At 54.0% G+C, this 20,970-nt stretch carries 22 protein-coding genes; 14 read left to right on the forward strand and 8 right to left on the reverse strand.

Going from position 1 to position 20,970, the window contains the following annotated elements; all coding sequences use genetic code 11:
* The first annotated feature begins 9 nt into the window (after positions 1–9).
* From idnO to HVY19_RS17700, 4 genes are all read left to right on the forward strand, one after another.
* The gene (gene idnO / locus HVY19_RS17685) at positions 10–774 is read left to right on the forward strand and encodes a gluconate 5-dehydrogenase (protein WP_181684321.1); all 765 of its coding nucleotides are present in this window, start codon (positions 10–12) and stop codon (positions 772–774) included.
* Positions 775–837: 63 nt separating this feature from the next.
* Positions 838–2,157 carry a gnt-II system L-idonate transporter gene (gene idnT / locus HVY19_RS17690; RefSeq protein WP_181681798.1) on the forward strand — a complete coding sequence of 440 codons (1,320 nt, stop codon included), beginning with the start codon at positions 838–840 and terminating at the stop codon, positions 2,155–2,157.
* Positions 2,158–2,214: 57 nt separating this feature from the next.
* Positions 2,215–3,213 (forward strand): LacI family DNA-binding transcriptional regulator, encoded by a 999-nt coding sequence (locus tag HVY19_RS17695; RefSeq protein ID WP_181681800.1) that lies wholly within the window; start codon positions 2,215–2,217, stop codon positions 3,211–3,213.
* A 78-nt stretch (positions 3,214–3,291) separates the two neighbouring features.
* Positions 3,292–4,794 (forward strand): helicase HerA-like C-terminal domain-containing protein, encoded by a 1,503-nt coding sequence (locus tag HVY19_RS17700; protein WP_181681802.1) that lies wholly within the window; start codon positions 3,292–3,294, stop codon positions 4,792–4,794.
* A gap of 98 nt (positions 4,795–4,892) precedes the next feature.
* On the opposite strand, the gene lptG is transcribed toward HVY19_RS17700, so the two are convergent.
* The 3 genes from lptG to ytgA form a co-directional block, all read right to left on the reverse strand.
* The gene (lptG, locus tag HVY19_RS17705) at positions 4,893–5,975 is read right to left on the reverse strand and encodes an LPS export ABC transporter permease LptG (protein ID WP_181681804.1); all 1,083 of its coding nucleotides are present in this window, start codon (positions 5,973–5,975) and stop codon (positions 4,893–4,895) included.
* Positions 5,975–7,075, reverse strand: coding sequence for an LPS export ABC transporter permease LptF (gene lptF / locus HVY19_RS17710; protein ID WP_181681806.1), 1,101 nt, complete (start codon positions 7,073–7,075; stop codon positions 5,975–5,977). Before lptF ends, lptG begins: the two co-directional genes overlap by 1 nt.
* Positions 7,076–7,137: 62 nt before the next feature.
* Positions 7,138–7,188 (reverse strand): protein YtgA, encoded by a 51-nt coding sequence (gene ytgA, locus HVY19_RS20715; RefSeq protein ID WP_211180521.1) that lies wholly within the window; start codon positions 7,186–7,188, stop codon positions 7,138–7,140.
* Positions 7,189–7,341: 153 nt separating this feature from the next.
* Between ytgA and pepA the strand changes: the two genes are divergently transcribed.
* The 3 genes from pepA to HVY19_RS17725 all read left to right on the forward strand — a co-directional run bounded on the left by pepA (position 7,342) and on the right by HVY19_RS17725 (position 12,296).
* Positions 7,342–8,853 carry a leucyl aminopeptidase gene (gene pepA / locus HVY19_RS17715; protein WP_181681808.1) on the forward strand — a complete coding sequence of 504 codons (1,512 nt, stop codon included), beginning with the start codon at positions 7,342–7,344 and terminating at the stop codon, positions 8,851–8,853.
* Positions 8,854–8,997: 144 nt separating this feature from the next.
* The gene (holC, locus tag HVY19_RS17720) at positions 8,998–9,441 is read left to right on the forward strand and encodes a DNA polymerase III subunit chi (protein ID WP_181681810.1); all 444 of its coding nucleotides are present in this window, start codon (positions 8,998–9,000) and stop codon (positions 9,439–9,441) included.
* Positions 9,441–12,296, forward strand: a complete 2,856-nt coding sequence (locus HVY19_RS17725) for a valine--tRNA ligase (protein WP_181681812.1) — start codon at positions 9,441–9,443, stop codon at positions 12,294–12,296. The genes holC and HVY19_RS17725 overlap by 1 nt, the downstream gene beginning before the upstream one ends.
* Before the next feature lie 103 nt (positions 12,297–12,399).
* Here the strand turns inward: HVY19_RS17725 and HVY19_RS17730 are convergent, their stop codons facing one another.
* The gene (locus HVY19_RS17730; RefSeq protein WP_181681814.1) at positions 12,400–13,599 is read right to left on the reverse strand and encodes a DUF898 family protein; all 1,200 of its coding nucleotides are present in this window, start codon (positions 13,597–13,599) and stop codon (positions 12,400–12,402) included.
* 187 nt (positions 13,600–13,786) lie between these two features.
* Here HVY19_RS17730 and HVY19_RS17735 point away from each other — a divergent pair, with 187 nt between their 5' ends.
* A complete protein-coding gene (locus HVY19_RS17735; protein ID WP_181681816.1) occupies positions 13,787–14,284 on the forward strand; it encodes a GNAT family N-acetyltransferase in 498 nt (165 codons plus the stop codon).
* A 6-nt stretch (positions 14,285–14,290) separates the two neighbouring features.
* On the opposite strand, the gene HVY19_RS17740 is transcribed toward HVY19_RS17735, so the two are convergent.
* The 3 genes from HVY19_RS17740 to rraB form a co-directional block, all read right to left on the reverse strand.
* Positions 14,291–15,121, reverse strand: a complete 831-nt coding sequence (locus HVY19_RS17740; protein WP_181681818.1) for a topoisomerase II — start codon at positions 15,119–15,121, stop codon at positions 14,291–14,293.
* Positions 15,122–15,225: 104 nt separating this feature from the next.
* Positions 15,226–16,038: a tRNA isopentenyl-2-thiomethyl-A-37 hydroxylase MiaE gene (gene miaE, locus HVY19_RS17745; protein ID WP_181684322.1), complete on the reverse strand. Its 813-nt coding sequence runs from the start codon at positions 16,036–16,038 to the stop codon at positions 15,226–15,228.
* 12 nt (positions 16,039–16,050) lie between these two features.
* On the reverse strand, positions 16,051–16,476 hold the full coding sequence (gene rraB / locus HVY19_RS17750; RefSeq protein WP_181681820.1) for a ribonuclease E inhibitor RraB: 426 nt from the start codon (positions 16,474–16,476) through the stop codon (positions 16,051–16,053).
* A 163-nt stretch (positions 16,477–16,639) separates the two neighbouring features.
* Between rraB and argF the strand changes: the two genes are divergently transcribed.
* Complete coding sequence (argF, locus tag HVY19_RS17755) at positions 16,640–17,644, forward strand: ornithine carbamoyltransferase (RefSeq protein WP_181681822.1); 1,005 nt, start codon at positions 16,640–16,642, stop codon at positions 17,642–17,644.
* An 85-nt stretch (positions 17,645–17,729) separates the two neighbouring features.
* On the opposite strand, the gene HVY19_RS17760 is transcribed toward argF, so the two are convergent.
* Positions 17,730–18,182, reverse strand: coding sequence for a YhcH/YjgK/YiaL family protein (locus tag HVY19_RS17760; protein WP_181681825.1), 453 nt, complete (start codon positions 18,180–18,182; stop codon positions 17,730–17,732).
* A gap of 187 nt (positions 18,183–18,369) precedes the next feature.
* Between HVY19_RS17760 and HVY19_RS17765 the strand changes: the two genes are divergently transcribed.
* From HVY19_RS17765 to ridA, 5 genes are all read left to right on the forward strand, one after another.
* Positions 18,370–18,849, forward strand: coding sequence for an ArgR family transcriptional regulator (locus tag HVY19_RS17765; protein ID WP_181681827.1), 480 nt, complete (start codon positions 18,370–18,372; stop codon positions 18,847–18,849).
* Between the two features lie 98 nt (positions 18,850–18,947).
* The gene (gene pyrL / locus HVY19_RS17770) at positions 18,948–19,049 is read left to right on the forward strand and encodes a pyr operon leader peptide (protein ID WP_042289418.1); all 102 of its coding nucleotides are present in this window, start codon (positions 18,948–18,950) and stop codon (positions 19,047–19,049) included.
* 35 nt (positions 19,050–19,084) lie between these two features.
* Complete coding sequence (gene pyrB / locus HVY19_RS17775) at positions 19,085–20,020, forward strand: aspartate carbamoyltransferase (protein ID WP_181681829.1); 936 nt, start codon at positions 19,085–19,087, stop codon at positions 20,018–20,020.
* Between the two features lie 14 nt (positions 20,021–20,034).
* On the forward strand, positions 20,035–20,496 hold the full coding sequence (pyrI, locus tag HVY19_RS17780) for an aspartate carbamoyltransferase regulatory subunit (protein ID WP_181681831.1): 462 nt from the start codon (positions 20,035–20,037) through the stop codon (positions 20,494–20,496).
* Between the two features lie 76 nt (positions 20,497–20,572).
* Positions 20,573–20,959 (forward strand): 2-iminobutanoate/2-iminopropanoate deaminase, encoded by a 387-nt coding sequence (gene ridA / locus HVY19_RS17785; protein ID WP_181681833.1) that lies wholly within the window; start codon positions 20,573–20,575, stop codon positions 20,957–20,959.
* The last annotated feature ends 11 nt before the right edge of the window (positions 20,960–20,970 follow it).

Below are 20,970 nucleotides of genomic sequence, written 5' to 3' on the forward strand. Positions count from 1 at the left end.
AACAGCATGATGAAAAATCTTTTTTCACTGGACGGCAAAAATATTCTGATCACCGGTTCAGCTCAGGGGATTGGTTATTTACTGGCAACCGGGCTCGGTCAATATGGTGCCCAAATTATCGTTAACGATATTACGTCAGAACGGGCGGAAGCGGCGGTGGCTAAATTGCAGCAGGAAGGGATCCGCGCCGTGGCGGCCCCCTTTAATGTCACCCAAAAGCTGGATATTGACGCTGCGGTTGACCATATCGAAAAAGATATTGGCCCGATTGACGTGCTGGTGAATAACGCCGGAATACAGCGTCGCCATCCGTTTACCGAATTCCCGGAGCAGGAATGGAATGACGTGATTGCCGTCAACCAGACCGCCGTCTTCCTCGTCTCTCAGGCAGTCACCCGCCGAATGGTGGAGCGCCAGGCCGGTAAAGTCATCAATATCTGCTCCATGCAGAGCGAATTGGGGCGAGATACCATCACGCCGTATGCCGCTTCAAAAGGTGCCGTGAAGATGCTGACGCGCGGTATGTGCGTAGAACTGGCTCGCCATAACATTCAGGTTAACGGCATTGCGCCGGGATACTTCAAAACCGAAATGACTAAGGCACTGGTTGAAGATGAAGCCTTCACCTCATGGCTGTGCAAACGCACCCCTGCCGCCCGCTGGGGCGATCCGCAAGAGCTGATTGGCGCAGCGGTATTCCTCTCTTCCAAAGCGTCGGACTTCGTCAACGGACACCTGCTTTTTGTTGATGGCGGCATGCTGGTCGCTGTGTAACCTCTGAGCACCCCTACGCAGCGCGCAGGCGCTGCTTTTTTGGCACACATAAGAGATAAGATTATGCCATTAATCATAATTGCGGCAGGCGTCGCGCTGCTTCTGGTCCTGATGATTGGCTTTAAAGTCAATGGATTCATTGCCCTGGTTCTGGTGGCAGCCGTTGTAGGATTTGCCGAAGGTATGGACGCACAGGCCGTTTTAAAATCCATACAAAGCGGTATTGGCGGCACCCTTGGCGGGCTGGCGATGATCCTCGGTTTTGGCGCAATGCTGGGGAAATTGATTTCCGATACCGGAGCGGCACAGCGCATAGCGACCACGCTGATTGATACCTTTGGGGCGAAGCGTGTGCAGTGGGCGCTGCTCATCACCGGGCTGGTTGTCGGCCTGGCGATGTTTTTCGAAGTGGGTTTTGTTCTGCTGCTGCCGTTGGTCTTTACGGTAGTGGCCTCTTCCGGTTTGCCGTTACTGTATGTCGGCGTACCGATGGTCGCCGCGCTCTCGGTGACACACTGTTTTCTGCCACCGCACCCTGGCCCCACGGCGATTGCGACAATTTTTGAAGCCAATCTCGGCACAACGCTGCTGTATGGCTTCATTATCACCATTCCAACTGTGATCGTTGCAGGCCCGCTGTTTTCGAAGCTACTGACCCGTTTTGAAAAAGCGCCACCGGAAGGCCTGTTTAACCCACATCTTTTCACCGAAGAGGAGATGCCGTCGTTCTGGAACAGTATCTTTGCAGCGGTGATCCCCGTCATACTGATGGCCATTGCTGCAGTTTGTGAATTTACCCTGCCAAAAACCAACTCAGTACGGGTATTCTTTGAATTTATCGGCAACCCTGCGGTCGCGCTGTTTATCGCCATTGTGCTGGCGATTTTCACACTCGGTCGCCGCAATGGCCGGACGATTGAACAGATCATGGATATTGTCAGTGACTCTATCGGCGCCATCGCTATGATTGTGTTTATCATCGCTGGCGGTGGGGCGTTCAAGCAGGTACTGGTGGACAGCGGGGTAGGCCAGTATATCTCACAACTGATGACCGGCTCCTCGCTGTCACCGTTGCTGATGTGCTGGACTGTCGCGGCACTGCTGCGTATCGCGCTGGGGTCAGCGACGGTCGCGGCAATCACCACGGCAGGTGTGGTGCTACCGATTATCAACGTCACCCATGTTGATCCGGCACTGATGGTGCTGGCAACCGGCGCGGGGAGCGTTATCGCCTCACATGTTAACGACCCGGGTTTCTGGCTGTTTAAAGGGTACTTTAACCTCACCGTGGGTGAGACACTGAAGACCTGGACCGTAATGGAAACGCTGATTTCCGTTATGGGGCTGCTGGGTGTACTGGCGTTAAACGCGATTCTGCATTAACGCGTGTTTTACTGCCGGGGAGCGATGTCGACGCCGTTCCCCGGTACTGGAGAGGAAATGAGGAACCACAGAATTTCTTTGCAGGATATCGCCACGCTCGCCGGTGTGACTAAAATGACGGTCAGCCGCTATATTCGCTCGCCTAAAAAGGTATCAAAGGAAACCGGGGAGCGTATAGCGCAGATCATGGAGGAGATTAACTACATCCCCAACCGCGCACCTGCGATGCTGTTGAATGCGCAAAGTTACACAATGGGGGTACTTATCCCCTCGTTTCAAAACCAGCTCTTCGCCGATATTCTTGCCGGTATTGAATCTGTTACCTCCGATCACAACTACCAGACGCTGATTGCGAACTACAACTACGATCGCGAATCGGAAGAAGAGTCCGTCATTAATCTGCTTACGTACAACATCGACGGCATTATTCTTTGCGAAAAATACCACACCCTACGAACAGTGAAATTCCTGCGTTCTGCCGCCATTCCGATCATCGAGTTAATGGATATCCAGGGCGATCGTCTGGATATGGAGGTCGGGTTTGATAACCGCCAGGCGGCGTTTGATATGGTCAGCACAATGCTGGAAAAACGCCAGCGGCACAAAATTATCTATCTCGGATCCAAAGACGACATCCGCGACGAACAACGCTTCAGAGGGTATTGCGACGCGATGACGCTGCGGGGTCTGACACCACTGCGCGTTAACCCTCGCGCCATCTCTTCGATTCATCTGGGGACACAGCTGATGCGTGACGCGCTTATTGCCCACCCGGATTTAGACGGTGTCTTTTGCACCAATGATGATATTGCGATGGGCGCACTGTTGTTCTGCCGTGAACGCGATCTTTGCGTCCCCGAACATATCTCCATCGCCGGTTTCCATGGGCTGGAGATGGGTCGGCAGATGATCCCCAGTCTTGCCAGCGTAATAACGCCTCGCTTCGACATCGGTCGTATGGCGGCGCAGATGTTACTCAGTAAAATCAAGAACAACGACCACAATCACAATACCGTTGATTTGGGCTACCAGATCTATCACGGTAATACGCTTTAAGTGATTTTCTCTCCGCAGCGCATATTCTCTTTCATTGACATTGCCTATACTCCACGCAGGATAAATGGAGGAAACCTTATGAGTGCACCCTTGCTAATTGCCCGCACGCCGGACACTGAACTGTTTTTATTGCCAGGCATGGCAAATCGTCACGGGCTGATTACCGGAGCGACCGGGACCGGGAAAACGGTCACCCTGCAAAAGCTGGCCGAATCGCTGTCGGAAATCGGCGTTCCGGTCTTTATGGCCGACGTAAAGGGCGACCTGACGGGTGTCGCGCAGGAAGGACAAGCCTCTGAGAAGCTGCTCGCACGGCTGAAAAATATCGGTATTACCGACTGGCAGCCACACGGCAATCCGGTGGTGCTGTGGGATATCTTCGGCGAGAAAGGCCACCCGGTCCGCGCCACCGTCTCGGATCTCGGTCCGCTGCTGCTGGCGCGTCTGCTGAACCTCAACGAAGTGCAGTCCGGCGTGCTCAATATTATCTTCCGCATTGCCGACGACCAGGGGCTACTGCTGCTCGACTTTAAAGACCTGCGGTCAATTACGCAGTATATCGGCGATAACGCCAAATCCTTCCAGAATCAGTACGGCAACATCAGCAGCGCCTCGGTCGGGGCGATCCAGCGCGGTCTGCTGACGCTTGAACAACAGGGTGCGACGCACTTCTTCGGCGAGCCGATGCTCGATATTAAAGACTGGATGCGTACCGATGCCAACGGCAAAGGGATCATCAATATCCTCAGCGCGGAAAAGCTCTACCAGATGCCAAAACTGTACGCCGCCAGCCTGCTGTGGATGCTCTCCGAGCTATACGAGCAGTTGCCGGAAGCGGGCGATCTGGAAAAACCAAAGCTGGTGTTCTTCTTCGACGAAGCGCATCTGCTGTTCAACGACGCACCGCAGGTACTGCTGGATAAAATCGAACAGGTGATCCGCCTTATCCGCTCGAAAGGCGTCGGCGTCTGGTTCGTCTCGCAAAACCCGGCGGATGTGCCGGATAACGTCCTTGGGCAGTTGGGCAACCGCGTCCAGCATGCGCTGCGCGCCTTTACGCCGAAGGATCAGAAAGCGGTAAAAACCGCTGCACAAACCATGCGCGCCAATCCGGCATTCGATACGGAGAAGGCGATCCAGGAACTGGGCACCGGCGAAGCGTTGATCTCGTTCCTCGATGCCAAAGGCAGTCCTTCGGTAGTCGAACGGGCAATGGTTATCGCGCCGTGCTCGCGGATGGGACCGGTCACTGACGACGAGCGCAACGGGCTGATCAATCACTCCCCGGTTTACGGGAAATACGAAGATGACCTGGATCGTGAGTCCGCGTTTGAGATGCTGCAAAAAAGCGTGCAGGCGGCGACCGAGCAGCAGAACAATCCTGCGGCCAGGGGCAAAGAGGTCGAGGTGGACGACGGCATTATGGGTGGGTTGAAGGACATCCTGTTTGGTTCGACCGGGCCGCGTGGCGGTAAGCGCGATGGCATAGTGCAGAGCGTGGCGAAAAGTGCGGCGCGTCAGGTCACCAATCAGATCATTCGTGGCGTGTTGGGAAGTTTATTGGGCGGCAGAAGGCGCTAGGGTTATTGCGCCGGATGGCGGCGTAAACGCCTTATCCGGCCTACAGCGCTGCACTATGTAGGCCGGGCAAGCGCAGCGCCCCCGGCACTGTATAAGCGCTATGACTTACGTATCATCAGCCAGAGGCTGATCAGGAAGAACGAGGCGCTTGGCAGCAGCGCACCGACGACCGGCGGAATGCCGTAAACCAGCGTCAGCGGGCCGAAGATCTGGTCCAGCACGTAGAAGACAAACCCGAAGCTAATCCCCGTCACCACGCGCACGCCCATCGGTACGCTACGCAGCGGTCCGAAGATAAACGACAGCGCCATCAGCATCATCACCGCCACCGAAAGCGGCTGGAAGATTTTACTCCACATATTGAGCTGGTAGCGCCCGGCATCCTGGCCGCTGGATTTCAGATACTTCACGTAGTTATGCAAACCACTGATGGAGAGCGCATCCGGATCCAGCGCCACCACGCCCAGCTTATCCGGCGTGAGGTTGGTTTTCCAGGTTCCACTCACCGTCTGAGAACCGGTGATCTGTTTCGGGTTTTGCAGGTTGGACTCATCCACCTGCGACAAACGCCAGACCTTATGGTCCTTATCAAACTTAGCCGTCGCGGCGTAGCGCACGGACTGCAAACGACGCTGATCGTTAAACGTGTAGATACTGATCCCGCCTAGCTCTTCGTCGCCTTTCACGCGCTCGATGTAGACAAAGCTGTCGCCGTCTTTCGCCCACAGCCCCTGCTGGGTAGAAAGCAACGAACCGCCGTACATCGCCTGCGCACGATAATTCCGCGCCATTTGCTCGCCTTTAGGCGCAACCCATTCGCCGATAGCCATGGTCAGCAGCACCAGCGGAATAGCGGTCTTCATCACCGAGAGCGCCACCTGCATACGGGTGAAGCCGGAAGCCTGCATCACGACCAGTTCGCTGCGCTGCGCCAGCATTCCTAACCCCAACAGCGCGCCAAGCAGCGCCGCCATCGGGAAGAAGATCTGCACGTCTTTCGGTACGCTGAGCAGGGTGTACACCCCGGCGCCGAGCGCATCGTAGTTCCCCTGCCCGGCTTTTTTCAGCTGGTCGACGAACTTGATGATGCCGGAAAGCGATACCAGCATGAATAACGTCATCATGATGGTGGTGAAAATGGTTTTACCGATATAGCGGTCAAGTACACCAAATGGCTGCATCACACCGCTCCTTTACGCGAAAAACGGGCGCGCAGTCGGCGCACCGGCACTGTATCCCACAGGTTCAGTCCTACCGCCAGCGCCAGATACGCCAGGTTGACGACCCACATCCAGACAGCCGGATCCAGCCTGCCTTTGCCCCCGTTCGACTTCAGGGAGGTCTGGATCAGGAAGAACATCAGGTAGAGCAGCATTGCTGGCAGCATAGACAATACGCGCCCCTGGCGCGGGTTAACCACGCTCAGCGGCACGACCATCAGCGCCATCATAAATACGGTGAATACTAGCGTGATTCGCCAGTGCAGTTCAGCACGGGCGCGATCGGTATCGGTGGACCACAACGTGCGCATGTCCATCTGGTCGGTATCGTTCGGATCGAGCGCCACGGCCTGGTGACCGATAATCGCCTGGTAGTCCTGGAAGTCAGTAATACGGAAATCGCGCAGCAGCGCGGTCCCTTCAAAACGGGTTCCCTTGTTGAGAGAGACCACCTGCGAACCGTCGCGCAGTTGGGTTAAATGTCCGGAATCGGCCACCACGACGGACGGACGGGCGTTACCTTTCGGACGAATCTGCGCAAGGAAGACATCTTTGAAGTCGCTGCCGTCGACGCTTTCAATAAACAGCACCGAACTACCGTTCGTCGCCTGCTGGAACTGCCCCTGCGCTAACGCCGCCATACCGGGGTTGGCTTTGGCTTCCGCCAGCACTTCATCCTGATGCTTTGACGACCACGGCCCCGCCCACATCACGTTAACGGCGGCAACCGCGCCGGTGAACAACGCCAGAATCATGGCGGCTTTCACCAACACGGTTCGGCTCAAGCCACAGGCGTGCATAACCGTAATTTCACTTTCGGTATACAGTTTGCCCAGCGTCATCAGCAGTCCGAGGAACAGGCTGAGCGGCAGGATAAGCTGCGCCATTTCAGGTACGCCAAGGCCCAGCAGCGAGAGCACCAGATTTGCCGGAATGTCACCGTCAACCGCCGCGCCGAGGATCCTCACCAGTTTTTGACAAAAGAAGATCAAAAGCAGGATGAAGAGGATGGCAAGTTGGCTTTTGAGCGTCTCCCGCACCAGATATCTTATGATTATCACTTTAAATACGCCCGTAAAAACTCGTTTTTTGCAGGAATTTAGCTTGTTTCATGGCTTAAACGTCATTTATTCTCTTGAGTCGTCGAAATCGTCGCTAAAATTATTATACTCAGCGGATACGCCGCTCAGAATGCGTTCTGACGAGCCAGTGCCGTAATATCGTTAAGATTAACACGAAGTCATCGCAACAGCGGACATGAGTTACGAAAGCTTGCAATTCTATCCGTAGCCGCCGCCGTTGTCTTTAAGATTCAGGAGCGTAGTGCATGGAGTTTAGTGTAAAAAGCGGTAGCCCGGAGAAACAGCGGAGTGCCTGCATCGTCGTGGGCGTCTTTGAACCACGCCGCCTTTCTCCGATTGCAGAACAGCTCGATAAAATCAGCGACGGGTACATCAGTGCCCTGCTGCGTCGTGGCGAACTGGAAGGAAAACCGGGGCAGACACTGTTGTTGCACCATGTTCCTAACGTTCTCTCCGAGCGTATTCTCCTCATCGGTTGTGGCAAAGAGCGCGAGCTGGATGAGCGTCAGTATAAGCAGGTTATTCAGAAAACGATAAATACCCTGAATGATACTGGCTCGATGGAAGCGGTCTGCTTCCTGACCGAACTGCACGTGAAAGGCCGCAATAACTACTGGAAAGTGCGTCAGGCCGTTGAGACGGCCAAAGAGACGCTGTACAGCTTTGATCAACTGAAGACCAATAAAAGCGAGCCGCGTCGCCCGCTGCGTAAAATGGTCTTCAACGTGCCGACCCGCCGGGAACTGACCAGCGGCGAACGTGCGATTCAGCACGGTCTGGCGATTGCTGCCGGCATTAAAGCGGCGAAAGATCTCGGCAATATGCCGCCGAATATCTGTAACGCCGCCTACCTCGCCTCCCAGGCGCGCCAGCTGGCGGACAGCTACAGCAAAAACGTCGTGACCCGCGTGATTGGCGAACAGCAAATGCGTGAGCTGGGGATGTGTTCCTATCTCGCCGTCGGCCACGGTTCACAGAACGAATCGCTGATGTCGGTGATCGAGTACAAGGGCAATCCGTCCGAAGACGTGCGGCCAATTGTACTGGTGGGTAAAGGGTTAACCTTTGACTCCGGCGGTATCTCCATCAAGCCTGCCGAAGGCATGGACGAGATGAAGTACGACATGTGCGGTGCGGCGGCAGTATACGGCGTGATGCGCATGGTGGCGGAGCTTCAGTTACCCATTAACGTCATCGGCGTGCTGGCGGGCTGTGAAAACATGCCTGGCGGCCGCGCGTACCGCCCGGGTGACGTGTTGACCACGATGTCTGGTCAGACGGTCGAAGTGCTGAATACCGATGCCGAAGGCCGTCTGGTGCTGTGCGACGTGCTGACCTACGTTGAACGCTTCGAGCCAGAAGCGGTGATCGACGTAGCAACGCTGACCGGAGCCTGCGTAATCGCGCTCGGCCATCACATCACCGGCCTGATGTCGAACCATAACCCGCTGGCGCACGAGCTGATCGGTGCCTCTGAGCAGGCCGGCGATCGCGCATGGCGTCTGCCGCTGGGCGATGAATATCAGGAACAGCTGGAGTCTAACTTTGCGGATATGGCGAATATCGGCGGCCGTCCTGGTGGTGCCATCACCGCAGGCTGCTTCCTGTCGCGCTTTACCCGCAAGTACAACTGGGCGCACCTGGACATCGCCGGTACCGCATGGCGTTCCGGTAAAGCCAAAGGCGCAACCGGTCGTCCTGTGGCGTTGCTGTCGCAATTCCTGCTCAACCGAGCGGGTTTTAACGGCGAAGAGTAATGTGTAAATGCCGGATGGCGCTACGTTTATCCGGCCTACGAAGCCGCACGCTGTAGGCCTGATAAGACGCGCGAGCGTCGCCATCATGCAATAAGGCCGAGTCACCCGGCCTTATATTTAAATCCACCACAAGAAGCCCCATATATGAAGAATGCAACGTTCTACCTTCTGGACAATGACAACACCGTGGACGGTCTCAGCGCCGTCGAACAACTGGTGTGTGAAATTGCCGCAGAACGTTGGCGCAGTGGCAAACGCGTACTTATCGCTTGTCAGGATGAAAAACAGGCGATCCGCCTGGATGAAGCGCTGTGGGCCAGACCTGCGGACAGCTTTGTTCCGCATAATCTGGCGGGAGAAGGTCCGCGTGGCGGTGCGCCAGTGGAGATTGCCTGGCCGGAAAAACGCAACAGCAGCCCGCGCGATCTGCTCATTAGTCTGCGCGTCGACTTTGCAGATTTTGCCACCGCTTTCACAGAAGTGATAGACTTCGTTCCTCACGAAGATTCTTTGAAACAATCCGCACGCGAACGCTATAAGGCCTACCGCGTGGCGGGTTTTAACCTGAATACGGCAACCTGGAAATAATGGAAAAGACATATAACCCACAAGATATCGAACAGCCGCTTTACGAGCACTGGGAAAAGCAGGGCTATTTCAAGCCTAACGGCGACGAAAGCAAAGAGTCCTTCTGCATCATGATCCCGCCGCCGAACGTCACCGGCAGTTTGCATATGGGTCATGCTTTCCAGCAAACCATCATGGACACCATGATCCGCTACCAGCGCATGCAGGGCAAAAACACCCTGTGGCAGGCCGGTACTGACCACGCGGGTATCGCTACCCAGATGGTGGTTGAGCGTAAGATTGCCGCTGAAGAAGGTAAAACGCGTCACGACTATGGCCGCGAAGCGTTCATCGACAAAATCTGGCAGTGGAAAGCGGAATCTGGCGGCACCATTACCCGTCAGATGCGCCGTCTCGGCAACTCTGTGGACTGGGAGCGCGAGCGCTTCACCATGGACGAAGGCCTTTCCAATGCCGTGAAAGAAGTCTTCGTTCGCCTGTATAAAGAAGATCTGATTTATCGTGGCAAGCGCCTGGTCAACTGGGACCCGAAACTGCGCACCGCGATCTCTGATCTGGAAGTGGAAAACCGCGAGTCCAAAGGCTCGATGTGGCACATCCGCTATCCGCTGGCCGACGGCGCGAAAACCGCAGACGGTAAAGATTATCTGGTCGTTGCGACCACCCGTCCGGAAACCCTGCTGGGCGATACGGGCGTGGCCGTGAACCCGGAAGATCCGCGTTATAAAGATCTGATCGGCAAATTCGTCATGCTGCCGCTGGTTGACCGCCGCATCCCGATCGTTGGTGACGAACACGCCGACATGGAAAAAGGCACCGGCTGCGTGAAGATCACGCCAGCGCACGATTTCAACGATTATGAAGTGGGTCGTCGTCACGCCCTGCCGATGATCAACATTCTGACCTTTGATGGCGATATCCGTGAAAGCGCGGAAGTGTACGACACCAAAGGCGAAGAGACTGACGTTTATTCCAGTGAGATCCCGGCTGAATTCCAGAAGCTGGAGCGCTTTGCTGCGCGTAAAGCCGTGGTTGCCGCAATTGACGCACTCGGCCTGCTGGAAGAGATTAAACCGCACGACCTGACCGTGCCTTACGGCGACCGTGGCGGCGTGGTTATCGAACCGATGCTGACCGACCAGTGGTACGTCCGTGCCGACGTGCTGGCAAAACCGGCGGTTGAAGCCGTTGAAAACGGCAGCATTCAGTTCGTGCCGAAGCAGTACGAAAACATGTACTTCTCCTGGATGCGTGATATTCAGGACTGGTGTATCTCCCGTCAGCTGTGGTGGGGACACCGTATCCCGGCATGGTACGACGAAGCGGGCAACGTCTACGTTGGCCGTACCGAAGACGAAGTGCGTCAGGAAAACAACCTCGGTGCCGACGTTCAGCTTCGTCAGGACGAAGACGTTCTCGACACCTGGTTCTCCTCCGCGCTGTGGACCTTCTCTACCCTCGGCTGGCCGGAAAACACCGACGCCCTGCGTCAGTTCCATCCCACCAGCGTGATGGTCTCCGGTTTCGACATTATCTTCTTCTGGATTGCCCGCATGATCATGATGACCATGCACTTCATCAAAGATGAAAACGGCAAGCCGCAGGTTCCGTTCCATACCGTCTACATGACCGGTCTGATTCGTGACGACGAAGGCCAGAAGATGTCCAAGTCCAAGGGCAACGTGATTGACCCGCTGGATATGGTCGACGGTATTACGCTGGCCGAACTGCTGGAAAAACGTACCGGCAATATGATGCAGCCGCAGCTGGCTGAGAAGATCGCCAAACGTACCGAGAAGCAATTCCCGAACGGCATCGAACCGCACGGTACCGACGCCCTGCGTTTCACCCTGGCAGCACTGGCCTCTACCGGTCGCGATATCAACTGGGATATGAAGCGACTGGAAGGTTACCGTAACTTCTGTAACAAGCTGTGGAACGCCAGCCGCTTTGTGCTGATGAATACCGAAGATCAGGATTGCGGCTTCAACGGCGGTGAAATGACGCTGTCGCTGGCGGATCGCTGGATCCTCGCGGAATTTAACCAGACCGTTAAAGCGTACCGCGAAGCGCTGGATAACTTCCGCTTCGATATCGCCGCAGGCATTCTGTATGAGTTCACCTGGAACCAGTTCTGTGACTGGTATCTGGAACTGACCAAGCCGGTGATGAACGGCGGTTCTGAAGCCGAGCTGCGCGGCACCCGCCATACGCTGGTTACAGTGCTGGAAGGTCTGCTGCGCCTGGCGCACCCGATTATTCCATTTATTACGGAAACCATCTGGCAGCGCGTGAAGTTGATTTGCGGCATTAGCGCAGACACCATCATGCTGCAGCCGTTCCCGGAGTATAACGCGGCACAGGTAGACGAAGCGGCGCTGGCCGATACCGAATGGCTGAAGCAGGCGATCGTTGCCGTGCGTAACATTCGTGCGGAAATGAACATCGCACCGGGCAAACCGCTGGAGTTGCTGCTGCGTGGTTGCAGCGCTGACGCGATGCGTCGTGTTAACGACAACCGTAGCTTCCTGTTGAACCTGGCTCGTCTGGAAAGCATCACCGTGCTGCCTGCCGATGACAAAGGTCCGGTTTCCGTGACCAAGATTATCGACGGCGCTGAACTGCTGATCCCGATGGCGGGTCTGATCGACAAAGAGGCCGAGCTGGCACGTCTGGCGAAAGAAGTGGCGAAAGTCGAAGCTGAAATTGGCCGCATTGAAAGCAAACTTTCCAACGAAGGCTTTGTGGAGCGCGCACCTGAAGCGGTGATCGCCAAAGAGCGCGAGAAGCTGGAAGGTTATGCCGAAGCGAAAGCGAAGCTGATTGAACAGCAGGCGGTTATCGCCGCGCTGTAAGCGGAGTGCCGCTGACGGAATGCCGGATGGTGACGCGCTGCGTCTTATCCGGCCTACGGGAGTTTCCAGGCCGGATAAGGCAATGCCGCATCCGGCTTTTTTATTACATAAAATAGAACGTTGGCATGATGCCGCGAGACAGACGAGATACCACACCACCGTCAACGCGTTCATCACTGTCCGTCAATTCCAGCGCATCCAGATCGCCCACCACGTAAGTATTTTTCGCCAGCCAGGCAATCAGCCACATTCTTAGCAGCGGATACGCCAGACCGGCCGTGATCGCCGAAAGGACATACAGACCGCCCATGCGATAAACCATGCCGTGAAACGTCAGCGTTGAACGAAAACGAATTTGACCATTCGCTAACTGCAGGTTATTGAGGAAATGATTGCGGAACGCCACGATCATATAACTGACGGTTACCCCAATACCCAGATAATAAATAATCTGGCACATCCAGTACTGGCGCTGATATTCAATTATAATCAACGCTTCAATCTCGCTTTCCGACATACCCGATACGTCAAGTTCCGCTATCGACTGAATTAATGCAGCTGCAATTAACCCCACGACCAGGAGAAAAGGTGCCAGTGCCGCCAGCGCTAACATCGCCGACTTAATACAGTGCCAGACGTTAACCTGAACCGTAAAACGGTGGATACCATAATTCCCGCCCTGGCCGACAAGGGTCATCAGCCGACTGTAGGTCACGCCACTCACGGTACCAAGCCCAAAAATGCTAAACAGGCCCAGTAAAATCACAGTGAATACGATCTCCCCAACGCTTTCCACCGGGCAGATCTGTAGCAGAATGGCAAACACGACCGCCCACGCCAGTAGCATCAACATCGGCAGGAAAAAGACAGTCCAGTACGCCTTCAGCAAAGAGCAGTGGAAGCCGAAGCGCACATTATTGAGCGACGTCATCAGTGCCTGGAACTGGAGGCTTTTCACGATCAGCACCGGAATGGCGAGGAGCAACAAGCCGATCACTAATGCGCCTGCTATTGGATAATCCATACTAATCAAAACGATACTTATAATATAAATAGCGAGCAGCATAAACCAACTAAAAAAAACATCGCCGCCGGTCACCTTCCAGGCAAACGGCTGTCCGTTTAATGTCATGTTGGAATAAATGTAGCGGCGGCACTTCATTAATGCCCACGGTAAATATATTCCGAGCGTCACCAGAACCAGTAATGAATTGACAAGGCAAATAAGAAAATAACTCCCGCCATCGCCACGAAATTCAAAGGCATGAGACGGAGGCGTCCCTTTTATAAGATTTTCCTGCATAATAAATCCCTGAGTGTTTTATCCTTAAAAATCCTAATTATTAGCAGGCAAGCGTATTACCTGCGTAATTAATATTACCTGATTACTGTTTAAATTAACATCAGTCGTCCGCGTTATAAGGCACTTGCATCGCCTGGCAGAGGGTGCTATTAGTGCAAATTATGAGTGTTATTAACCGGGTAGTGAAATGAATGTAGTCGCGTCTCTCACGTTACGTCGTCTGACGATTAACGATAACCAGGCTATCGCCGCGGTTATTCGTCAGGTTTCCGCCGAATATGGTCTCACCGCAGATAAAGGCTATACCGTTGCCGATCCGAATCTGGACGAACTGTATCAGCTTTACTCTCAGCCCGGTCACGCCTATTGGGTCGTGGAGCACAATGGCGCAGTCGTGGGCGGCGGCGGCATTGCCCCGTTATCCTGTAGCGAACCGGATATTTGTGAACTGCAAAAAATGTACTTTTTGCCGACCATACGCGGCCAGGGGCTGGCGAAGAAGCTGGCGCTGATGGCGTTGGATCACGCCCGCGAGCTGGGATTTAAACGCTGCTATCTGGAAACAACTGCGTTTCTCCGCGAGGCGATTGGTCTGTACGAACATTTAGGATTTGAGCATATCAGCGAGCCGTTAGGCTGCACCGGGCACGTCGACTGCGAAGTGCGGATGCTCAAACCCCTGTAAACCTCGTTATTGCATTTCTGGCGAGACGGAAAGTCGAATTACGCCAGCAGCATTGGCTGCTGGTAATTTCAAAACATCCTTCCACATGTCCTGAATCAGATCGCAAGCCACTTTCTCTTTGCCTATCCCTTTCTGCGGTTCGGCCATAATTTGCAAATTCTGACCGTAGCGTTGCGCCAGTGCTGGAACCACGCTGCGTAGATCCTGCAATGCCTGCTGTTTTTCCGCATCCGTTACCGCGTGCCGGCCTGTTCCGTACGCCGCTCGCATCATCGCAACATCACTGTCCATTCGACGATTGATAATCTCCTTCGGGATAAGACGCATCGGGTTTATTCCGCCTTTTACCGCCGGAAAAAGAAAACGGAAACACTCCTCGTTGCCTTTTTTCTGCACCGCTGCAATTTGTTCGAGATTGATTTTCATATAGTCGATGACGTTTTCATCCGGCGCATTTTGCAGGCGCGCCATCTGAACCTGGAGGATCTGCGGCTGCACGGCATCAATGAGCTGCTGCTCCGTCTTCCCTTCTTTACGCATCTGGATTGTCTGATCGCGGATCTGCGTCCACAGCGCGGGCTCTTGCTCCTTCAATACCTGCATCGTCGGCAGTGAAGACATTGCGTCACTGAACTGTTGCTCTTCGCTTTGACCGGAGGCCGCCTTTTCCCTTGGGATCAGGTAATGCACATCAAAAACGTTCCACACGGCGATCGCTACCAGCATCACCACTACGCCGGAGACTTTGCCGAGCCAACCTTTTTTACGAAACAGGCCAACGACAGCAGCGATAACCGCGCCAACGTAGCCTGCGAGAATGACGTGTGTCCAGTTCATCAAGATTCCTTACCTGCGACATCAAAAGGTGCAGAGGATAAAAAAGGGATATTTTTCACCCCGTTGCGCGCTTTGTCACTGCACATTTAGCAGAACTACCGGAATTAAGAGGCCACAGGAACGCCGCTGTGAAAACGGAATTCCGCGTCTGGCGATGTTATTAATGCGGCTTCCACTTCGCCGAAATAGCGAATACGAGGCGCAATATCGTCTCGTGATACCGCCTGCGCCAGCGCGAGGTAATCCTGGTAATGACGCGCTTCAGAACGCAGCAAAGAGAGATAGAATTTTTGTAATTCATCGTCGAGGTACGGCGCTAAAGCCGCAAAGCGTTCGCAGGAACGCGCTTCAATGTAGGCTCCGCAGATGAGCTTGTCGATTAAGGTCAACGGCTCGTGCGTGCGCACACCTTTTAGCATCCCTTTGGCATAGCGGCTGGCGGTGATCTTCACATAGGGAATATTGCGTGCCTGCATGGCTTCACGCACCTGCCAGAAATGATGCAGTTCTTCTTTAATCAAAAGCACCATACTGTCGATGAGCCTCCGCCCCCACGGATCGTCCGTTTCAGGCATGACGCTTTTACTAATCTGCTTCTGTAATGCCATAAAGTCTGGCTCGGGCCCTTCCCGGAAAGCAAAAGCTTCATAGGGCTGTAGCCAGCTCAACAGTGCATCCGCCCCCGGTTTATCCGCCACATATTTACGCACCAGCAGCATCGCGGTTTGCGCCGCTTTCAGTTCGCAGATGAGATGGTCGGTGAGTAAGAGAGGAAGATGCTGCGGCAGCCGCGCCTGGTCAATCCACGCTTGCGGCGTCGGACAGTGCAGAAATGAGAGAACCGGAGAGAGTATTTGCGGGTAGTCCATGAGTAACCTGTTGAAACAGTACGGCAGCGAGTGCCGCCGCACTTTCAGTATTTGAAGTCCTTAGTGACGCACGCCGTCGTCTTCGTCGTCGATGTAGTCTTCATCTTCGCCGTCTTCACCTTCTTCGCCGTTCGGATCTTCAAAGTAGGTGCCCCAGCCGTCGTATTCGACCTCATACTTCTCTGCCAGGTTCATCAGTTGTTCAACCTGAGCGTCGATCAGTTCAGCATTCAGCGCGCATTCGCTAAGGATGTCACAGCAAATCACCGTGTCACCTTCTTCCACTTCCAGCTCTTCCGGCTCGGTGACTTCATAGCCGAGCTTGAAAGCTTCTACCGCGGCTTTTTCCAGGGTTTCGAAATCGTCTGCGGAAAGATGGTGCTCGATGGTATACAGCGCGTCCGGGTCGCTGCCATCATCCAGTAATTCTTCAATAATCAGGCGCGTCTCTTCACGCTGCTCTTCCAGTAGTTCCGGGTTTGCCATGGCTCGTTCCTCATAATGTCCTGCCGATACTCTTATTGTCACATACCACCGTCATTGCCTCCACCTTTCCAGAAAAGATTTGTTAAACGGGGTTGCAAATGCATAACCATCCATATAAATTGAATTTTAATTCAATAAGTGGCTTATGCCTCAGGAGGGAACTATGTCAGGTTTTTATCAGAAGCATTTTTTGAAGTTACTCGATTTCACCTCTGCTGAACTCACCGCGCTGGTGCAACTCGCCGCCAAACTGAAAGCCGATAAAAAAAACGGCAAAGAAGAACAAAAACTTACTGGTAAAAACATCGCGCTCATCTTCGAAAAAGACTCGACCCGTACACGATGCTCTTTCGAAGTTGCCGCTTACGACCAGGGTGCTCGCGTTACCTATCTCGGATCCAGCGGTAGCCAGATTGGGCATAAAGAATCAATTAAAGACACGGCCCGCGTGCTGGGCCGTATGTATGACGGCATTCAGTATCGCGGCTATGGCCAGGAGATTGTGGAAACGCTGGCTGAATATTCCGGCGTTCCGGTATGGAACGGCTTAACCGACGAGTTCCACCCGACCCAACTGCTGGCGGATCTGCTAACGATGCAGGAGCATTTACCGGGCAAAGCGTTCAACGAAATGACGCTGGTTTACACCGGCGATGCGCGTAACAACATGGGCAACTCGATGCTGGAAGCCGCGGCGCTGACCGGTCTGGACCTGCGCCTGGTAGCCCCTAAAGCCTGCTGGCCAGAAGCCGCGCTGGTGGCGGAATGTAGCGCAATGGCGAAGAAAAACGGGGGGGCGATTACGTTAACGGAAGATATCGCCGCCGGCGTTAAGGGCGCGGACTTTATCTATACCGATGTCTGGGTGTCGATGGGTGAGCCAAAAGAAAAATGGGCGGAACGGATCGCCCTGCTGCGCGATTATCAGGTAAACAGCCAGATGATGACGCTGACTGGTAACCCGCAGGTGAAGTTTCTGCACTGCCTGCCCGCGTTCCATGATGACCAGACGACACTTGGTAAAAAGATGGCGGCGGAATATGGCCTGCACGGCGGAATGGAAGTGACCGATGAGGTCTTTGAATCGGCGGCCAGCATCGTGTTCGACCAGGCCGAGAACCGGATGCACACCATTAAAGCGGTGATGGTGGCGACGTTAGCTCAGTGATGGGGCGTTTTGCCGGATGGCGACGCGCAGCGTCTTATCCGGCCTACATGTTCAGTAGGCCGGGTACCCTCCGGCAGAAAAAGCCTTACTCCACCAGCAGTTTCACCACGGCTTTACGTACCGTTGCCGGTGCGCCGACCGCGCAAAGCGGCTTGTGGACTTCACCCGGATAAAAGACGACGAAATCACCGTCATTCAGAATGACGGTTTTCTCTTGTTCACCTTCCGGTAAAAATGCGATGTCTTTATCCGCCAGCCAGTCCGTTTCCGGCGTACCCGCAGGCAGTACGCTGAAGGTCATTCCTTCCTGACCCTTCAGGACAATCTGGATATCAAGATAACGCGCGTGATACTCCGCACGGCGCTTCTCGTGTGGCTCGGTCATGTCTTCGGAAATCAGGTAAAACAGACGGCTGCCGTCAATGTCATGTTTCCCTTTTTCCGTTGCTTCGGTGACGTTTGCTTTTATGAACTCAATGGCCTGGCGCAGCTCTTCAGGAAGCCAGGATTGTAGATGGTGAATATTGCCAACGATCATCTCATACCTCACATTCAAAACAGCGTTTCATTTTTATTTGTTATACGAGAAAATTTGCTGGCGTACCATCTCTATCTTGCGAAGTTTTGCGTCAGCGCATGTTTATTGTCGGCATTTTACGGCGGTATGGAGGCTCTGAACGGCTGTACCATGTTGGCGTTGGCGAATAATAAAGTAAGGTGCATTTATGAAGGATTATGATGATTACTCCGCCAAAGAGCAGCAGCAACTGGCGGTTTGTCAGCGCCTGATTAGCGGAAAAAGTTACCTCTCTCAGGAAGAGATACGCCGGGATATGCAAGATCATGGTTTTGTCAGTATTAGCCAGTCGTCGGTGTCACGACTGCTGAAGCTGCTTGGCGTCATAAAAATTCGTAATTCGAAAGGACAAAAGATTTATTCCGTGAATCCGCATTTACATCCCGCGCCGGATGCCGCCCGTTCGGTGGCGGAAATGGTGGTAAGCGTGGAGCATAACAGCGAGTTTATCCTTATCCATACCGTGGCTGGATACGGCAGCGCAGTCGCCAGAATTCTGGACTATCACGCGATGCCTGAGATTCTTGGTGTGGTAGCAGGTAGCAATATCGTCTGGGTCGCACCAAGGGTGATACAGCGAACCGGCCTGGTCCACAAAAGGATTAATTACTTACTAAGAATGAATTAATATTCATTAAAACCGTTTGCGTTGAATAAAATCGTCATTTTTTGCTTGATCCGCAAACGGACCTGAGTATAATCGCGGACAATTTGCCGGGAGGAAGTATGGTCCAGTGTGTACGACATTCTGTCTTACCGCGTCTGAAAACAGACGCTGGCCTGCCGTTTTTCTTTCCGTTGCTCACCTATTCCCAGCCCCTCAATTGAGGGGCTTTTTTTTGCCCAGGCGTCAGGAGATAAACATGGCTAACCCGCTATATCAAAAACACATCATTTCCATAAACGACCTCAACCGCGATGAACTCAATCTGGTGCTGGCGACAGCGGCGAAATTAAAAGCGAACCCGCAGCCTGAGCTGCTGAAGCACAAGGTGATTGCCAGCTGCTTCTTTGAAGCGTCCACCCGCACCCGCCTGTCATTCGAAACCTCAATGCATCGTCTGGGCGCCAGCGTGGTCGGTTTCTCTGATAGCGCCAATACCTCCCTGGGCAAGAAAGGTGAAACGCTGGCGGATACCATCTCAGTAATCAGCACCTACGTCGACGCCATCGTTATGCGCCACCCGCAGGAAGGCGCAGCGCGCCTGGCGACCGAGTTCTCGGGCAACGTGCCGGTGCTGAACGCCGGCGACGGTTCGAACCAACACCCTACCCAGACGCTGCTGGATCTGTTCACCATTCAGGAAACCCAGGGCCGTCTGGATAATCTGCACGTGGCGATGGTTGGCGACCTGAAGTATGGCCGTACCGTTCACTCCCTGACCCAGGCCCTGGCGAAGTTTGACGGCAACCGCTTCTACTTTATCGCGCCGGACGCGCTGGCGATGCCGCAGTACATTCTGGATATGCTCGACGAAAAAGGCATCGCCTGGAGCCTGCACGCCTCAATTGAAGAGGTGATGGCGGAAGTGGATATTCTGTACATGACCCGCGTGCAGAAAGAGCGCCTGGATCCTTCTGAATACGCCAACGTGAAGGCGCAGTTTGTCCTGCGCGCCAGCGATCTGGTCGGCGCGCGTGAAAATATGAAAGTCCTGCATCCGCTGCCGCGCATTGATGAAATCGCCACTGATGTCGATAAGACGCCGCATGCCTGGTACTTTCAGCAGGCGGGTAACGGTATTTTCGCGCGCCAGGCGTTACTGGCACTGGTTCTGACTAGCGATCTGGCACTGTAAGGGGAGAAAACAAAATGACACACGATAATAAACTGCAGGTTGAAGCGATCAAACGCGGTACCGTAATCGACCACATTCCCGCCCAGATCGGTTTTAAATTGCTGACCCTGTTCAAGCTGACCGAAACAGATCAGCGCATCACCATCGGCCTGAATTTACCTTCCGGCGAAATGGGCCGCAAAGACCTGATCAAAATCGAGAATACCTTCCTGACCGCCGAGCAGGTTAACCAGCTTTCTCTGTACGCTCCGCAGGCCACCGTGAACCGTATCGATAATTACGAAGTGGTTGGTAAATCACGCCCAAGCCTGCCGGATCGCATCGACAGCGTACTGGTCTGCCCGAACAGCAATTGCATCAGCCATGCTGAGCCCGTTTCATCCAGTTTTGCAGTGAAAAAGCGCGCGGATGATATCGCGCTCAAATGTAAATACTGTGAAAAAGAGTTTTCTCATTATGTGGTGCTGGCCAACTAATTGGGGTTGGTTATAAATTCTCGGCTCCTTATAATGGCCGAGAACATTCTATTACCGCTGTAATTCAGGAGAAATCATGAGCAAAACAATCGCGACGGAAAATGCACCCGCAGCTATCGGTCCATATGTTCAGGGCGTAGATCTGGGCAGCATGATCATCACTTCCGGTCAGATCCCGGTTGATCCGAAAACCGGCAGCGTACCGGAAGACGTGTCCGCTCAGGCACGTCAGTCGCTTGAAAACGTTAAAGCCATCGTTGAAGCGGCTGGCCTGAAAGTGGGCGATATCGTTAAAACGACCGTATTTGTAAAAGATCTGAACGATTTCGCCACCGTGAACGCCACTTACGAAGCCTTCTTCACCGAGCATAAGGCGACCTTCCCGGCACGCTCCTGTGTGGAAGTGGCGCGTCTGCCGAAAGACGTGAAGATTGAGATTGAAGCGATCGCCGTTCGTCGTTAATTAACACGCAA

Source organism: Citrobacter sp. RHB25-C09 (assembly GCF_013836145.1).
Lineage (GTDB): Bacteria > Pseudomonadota > Gammaproteobacteria > Enterobacterales > Enterobacteriaceae > Citrobacter_A.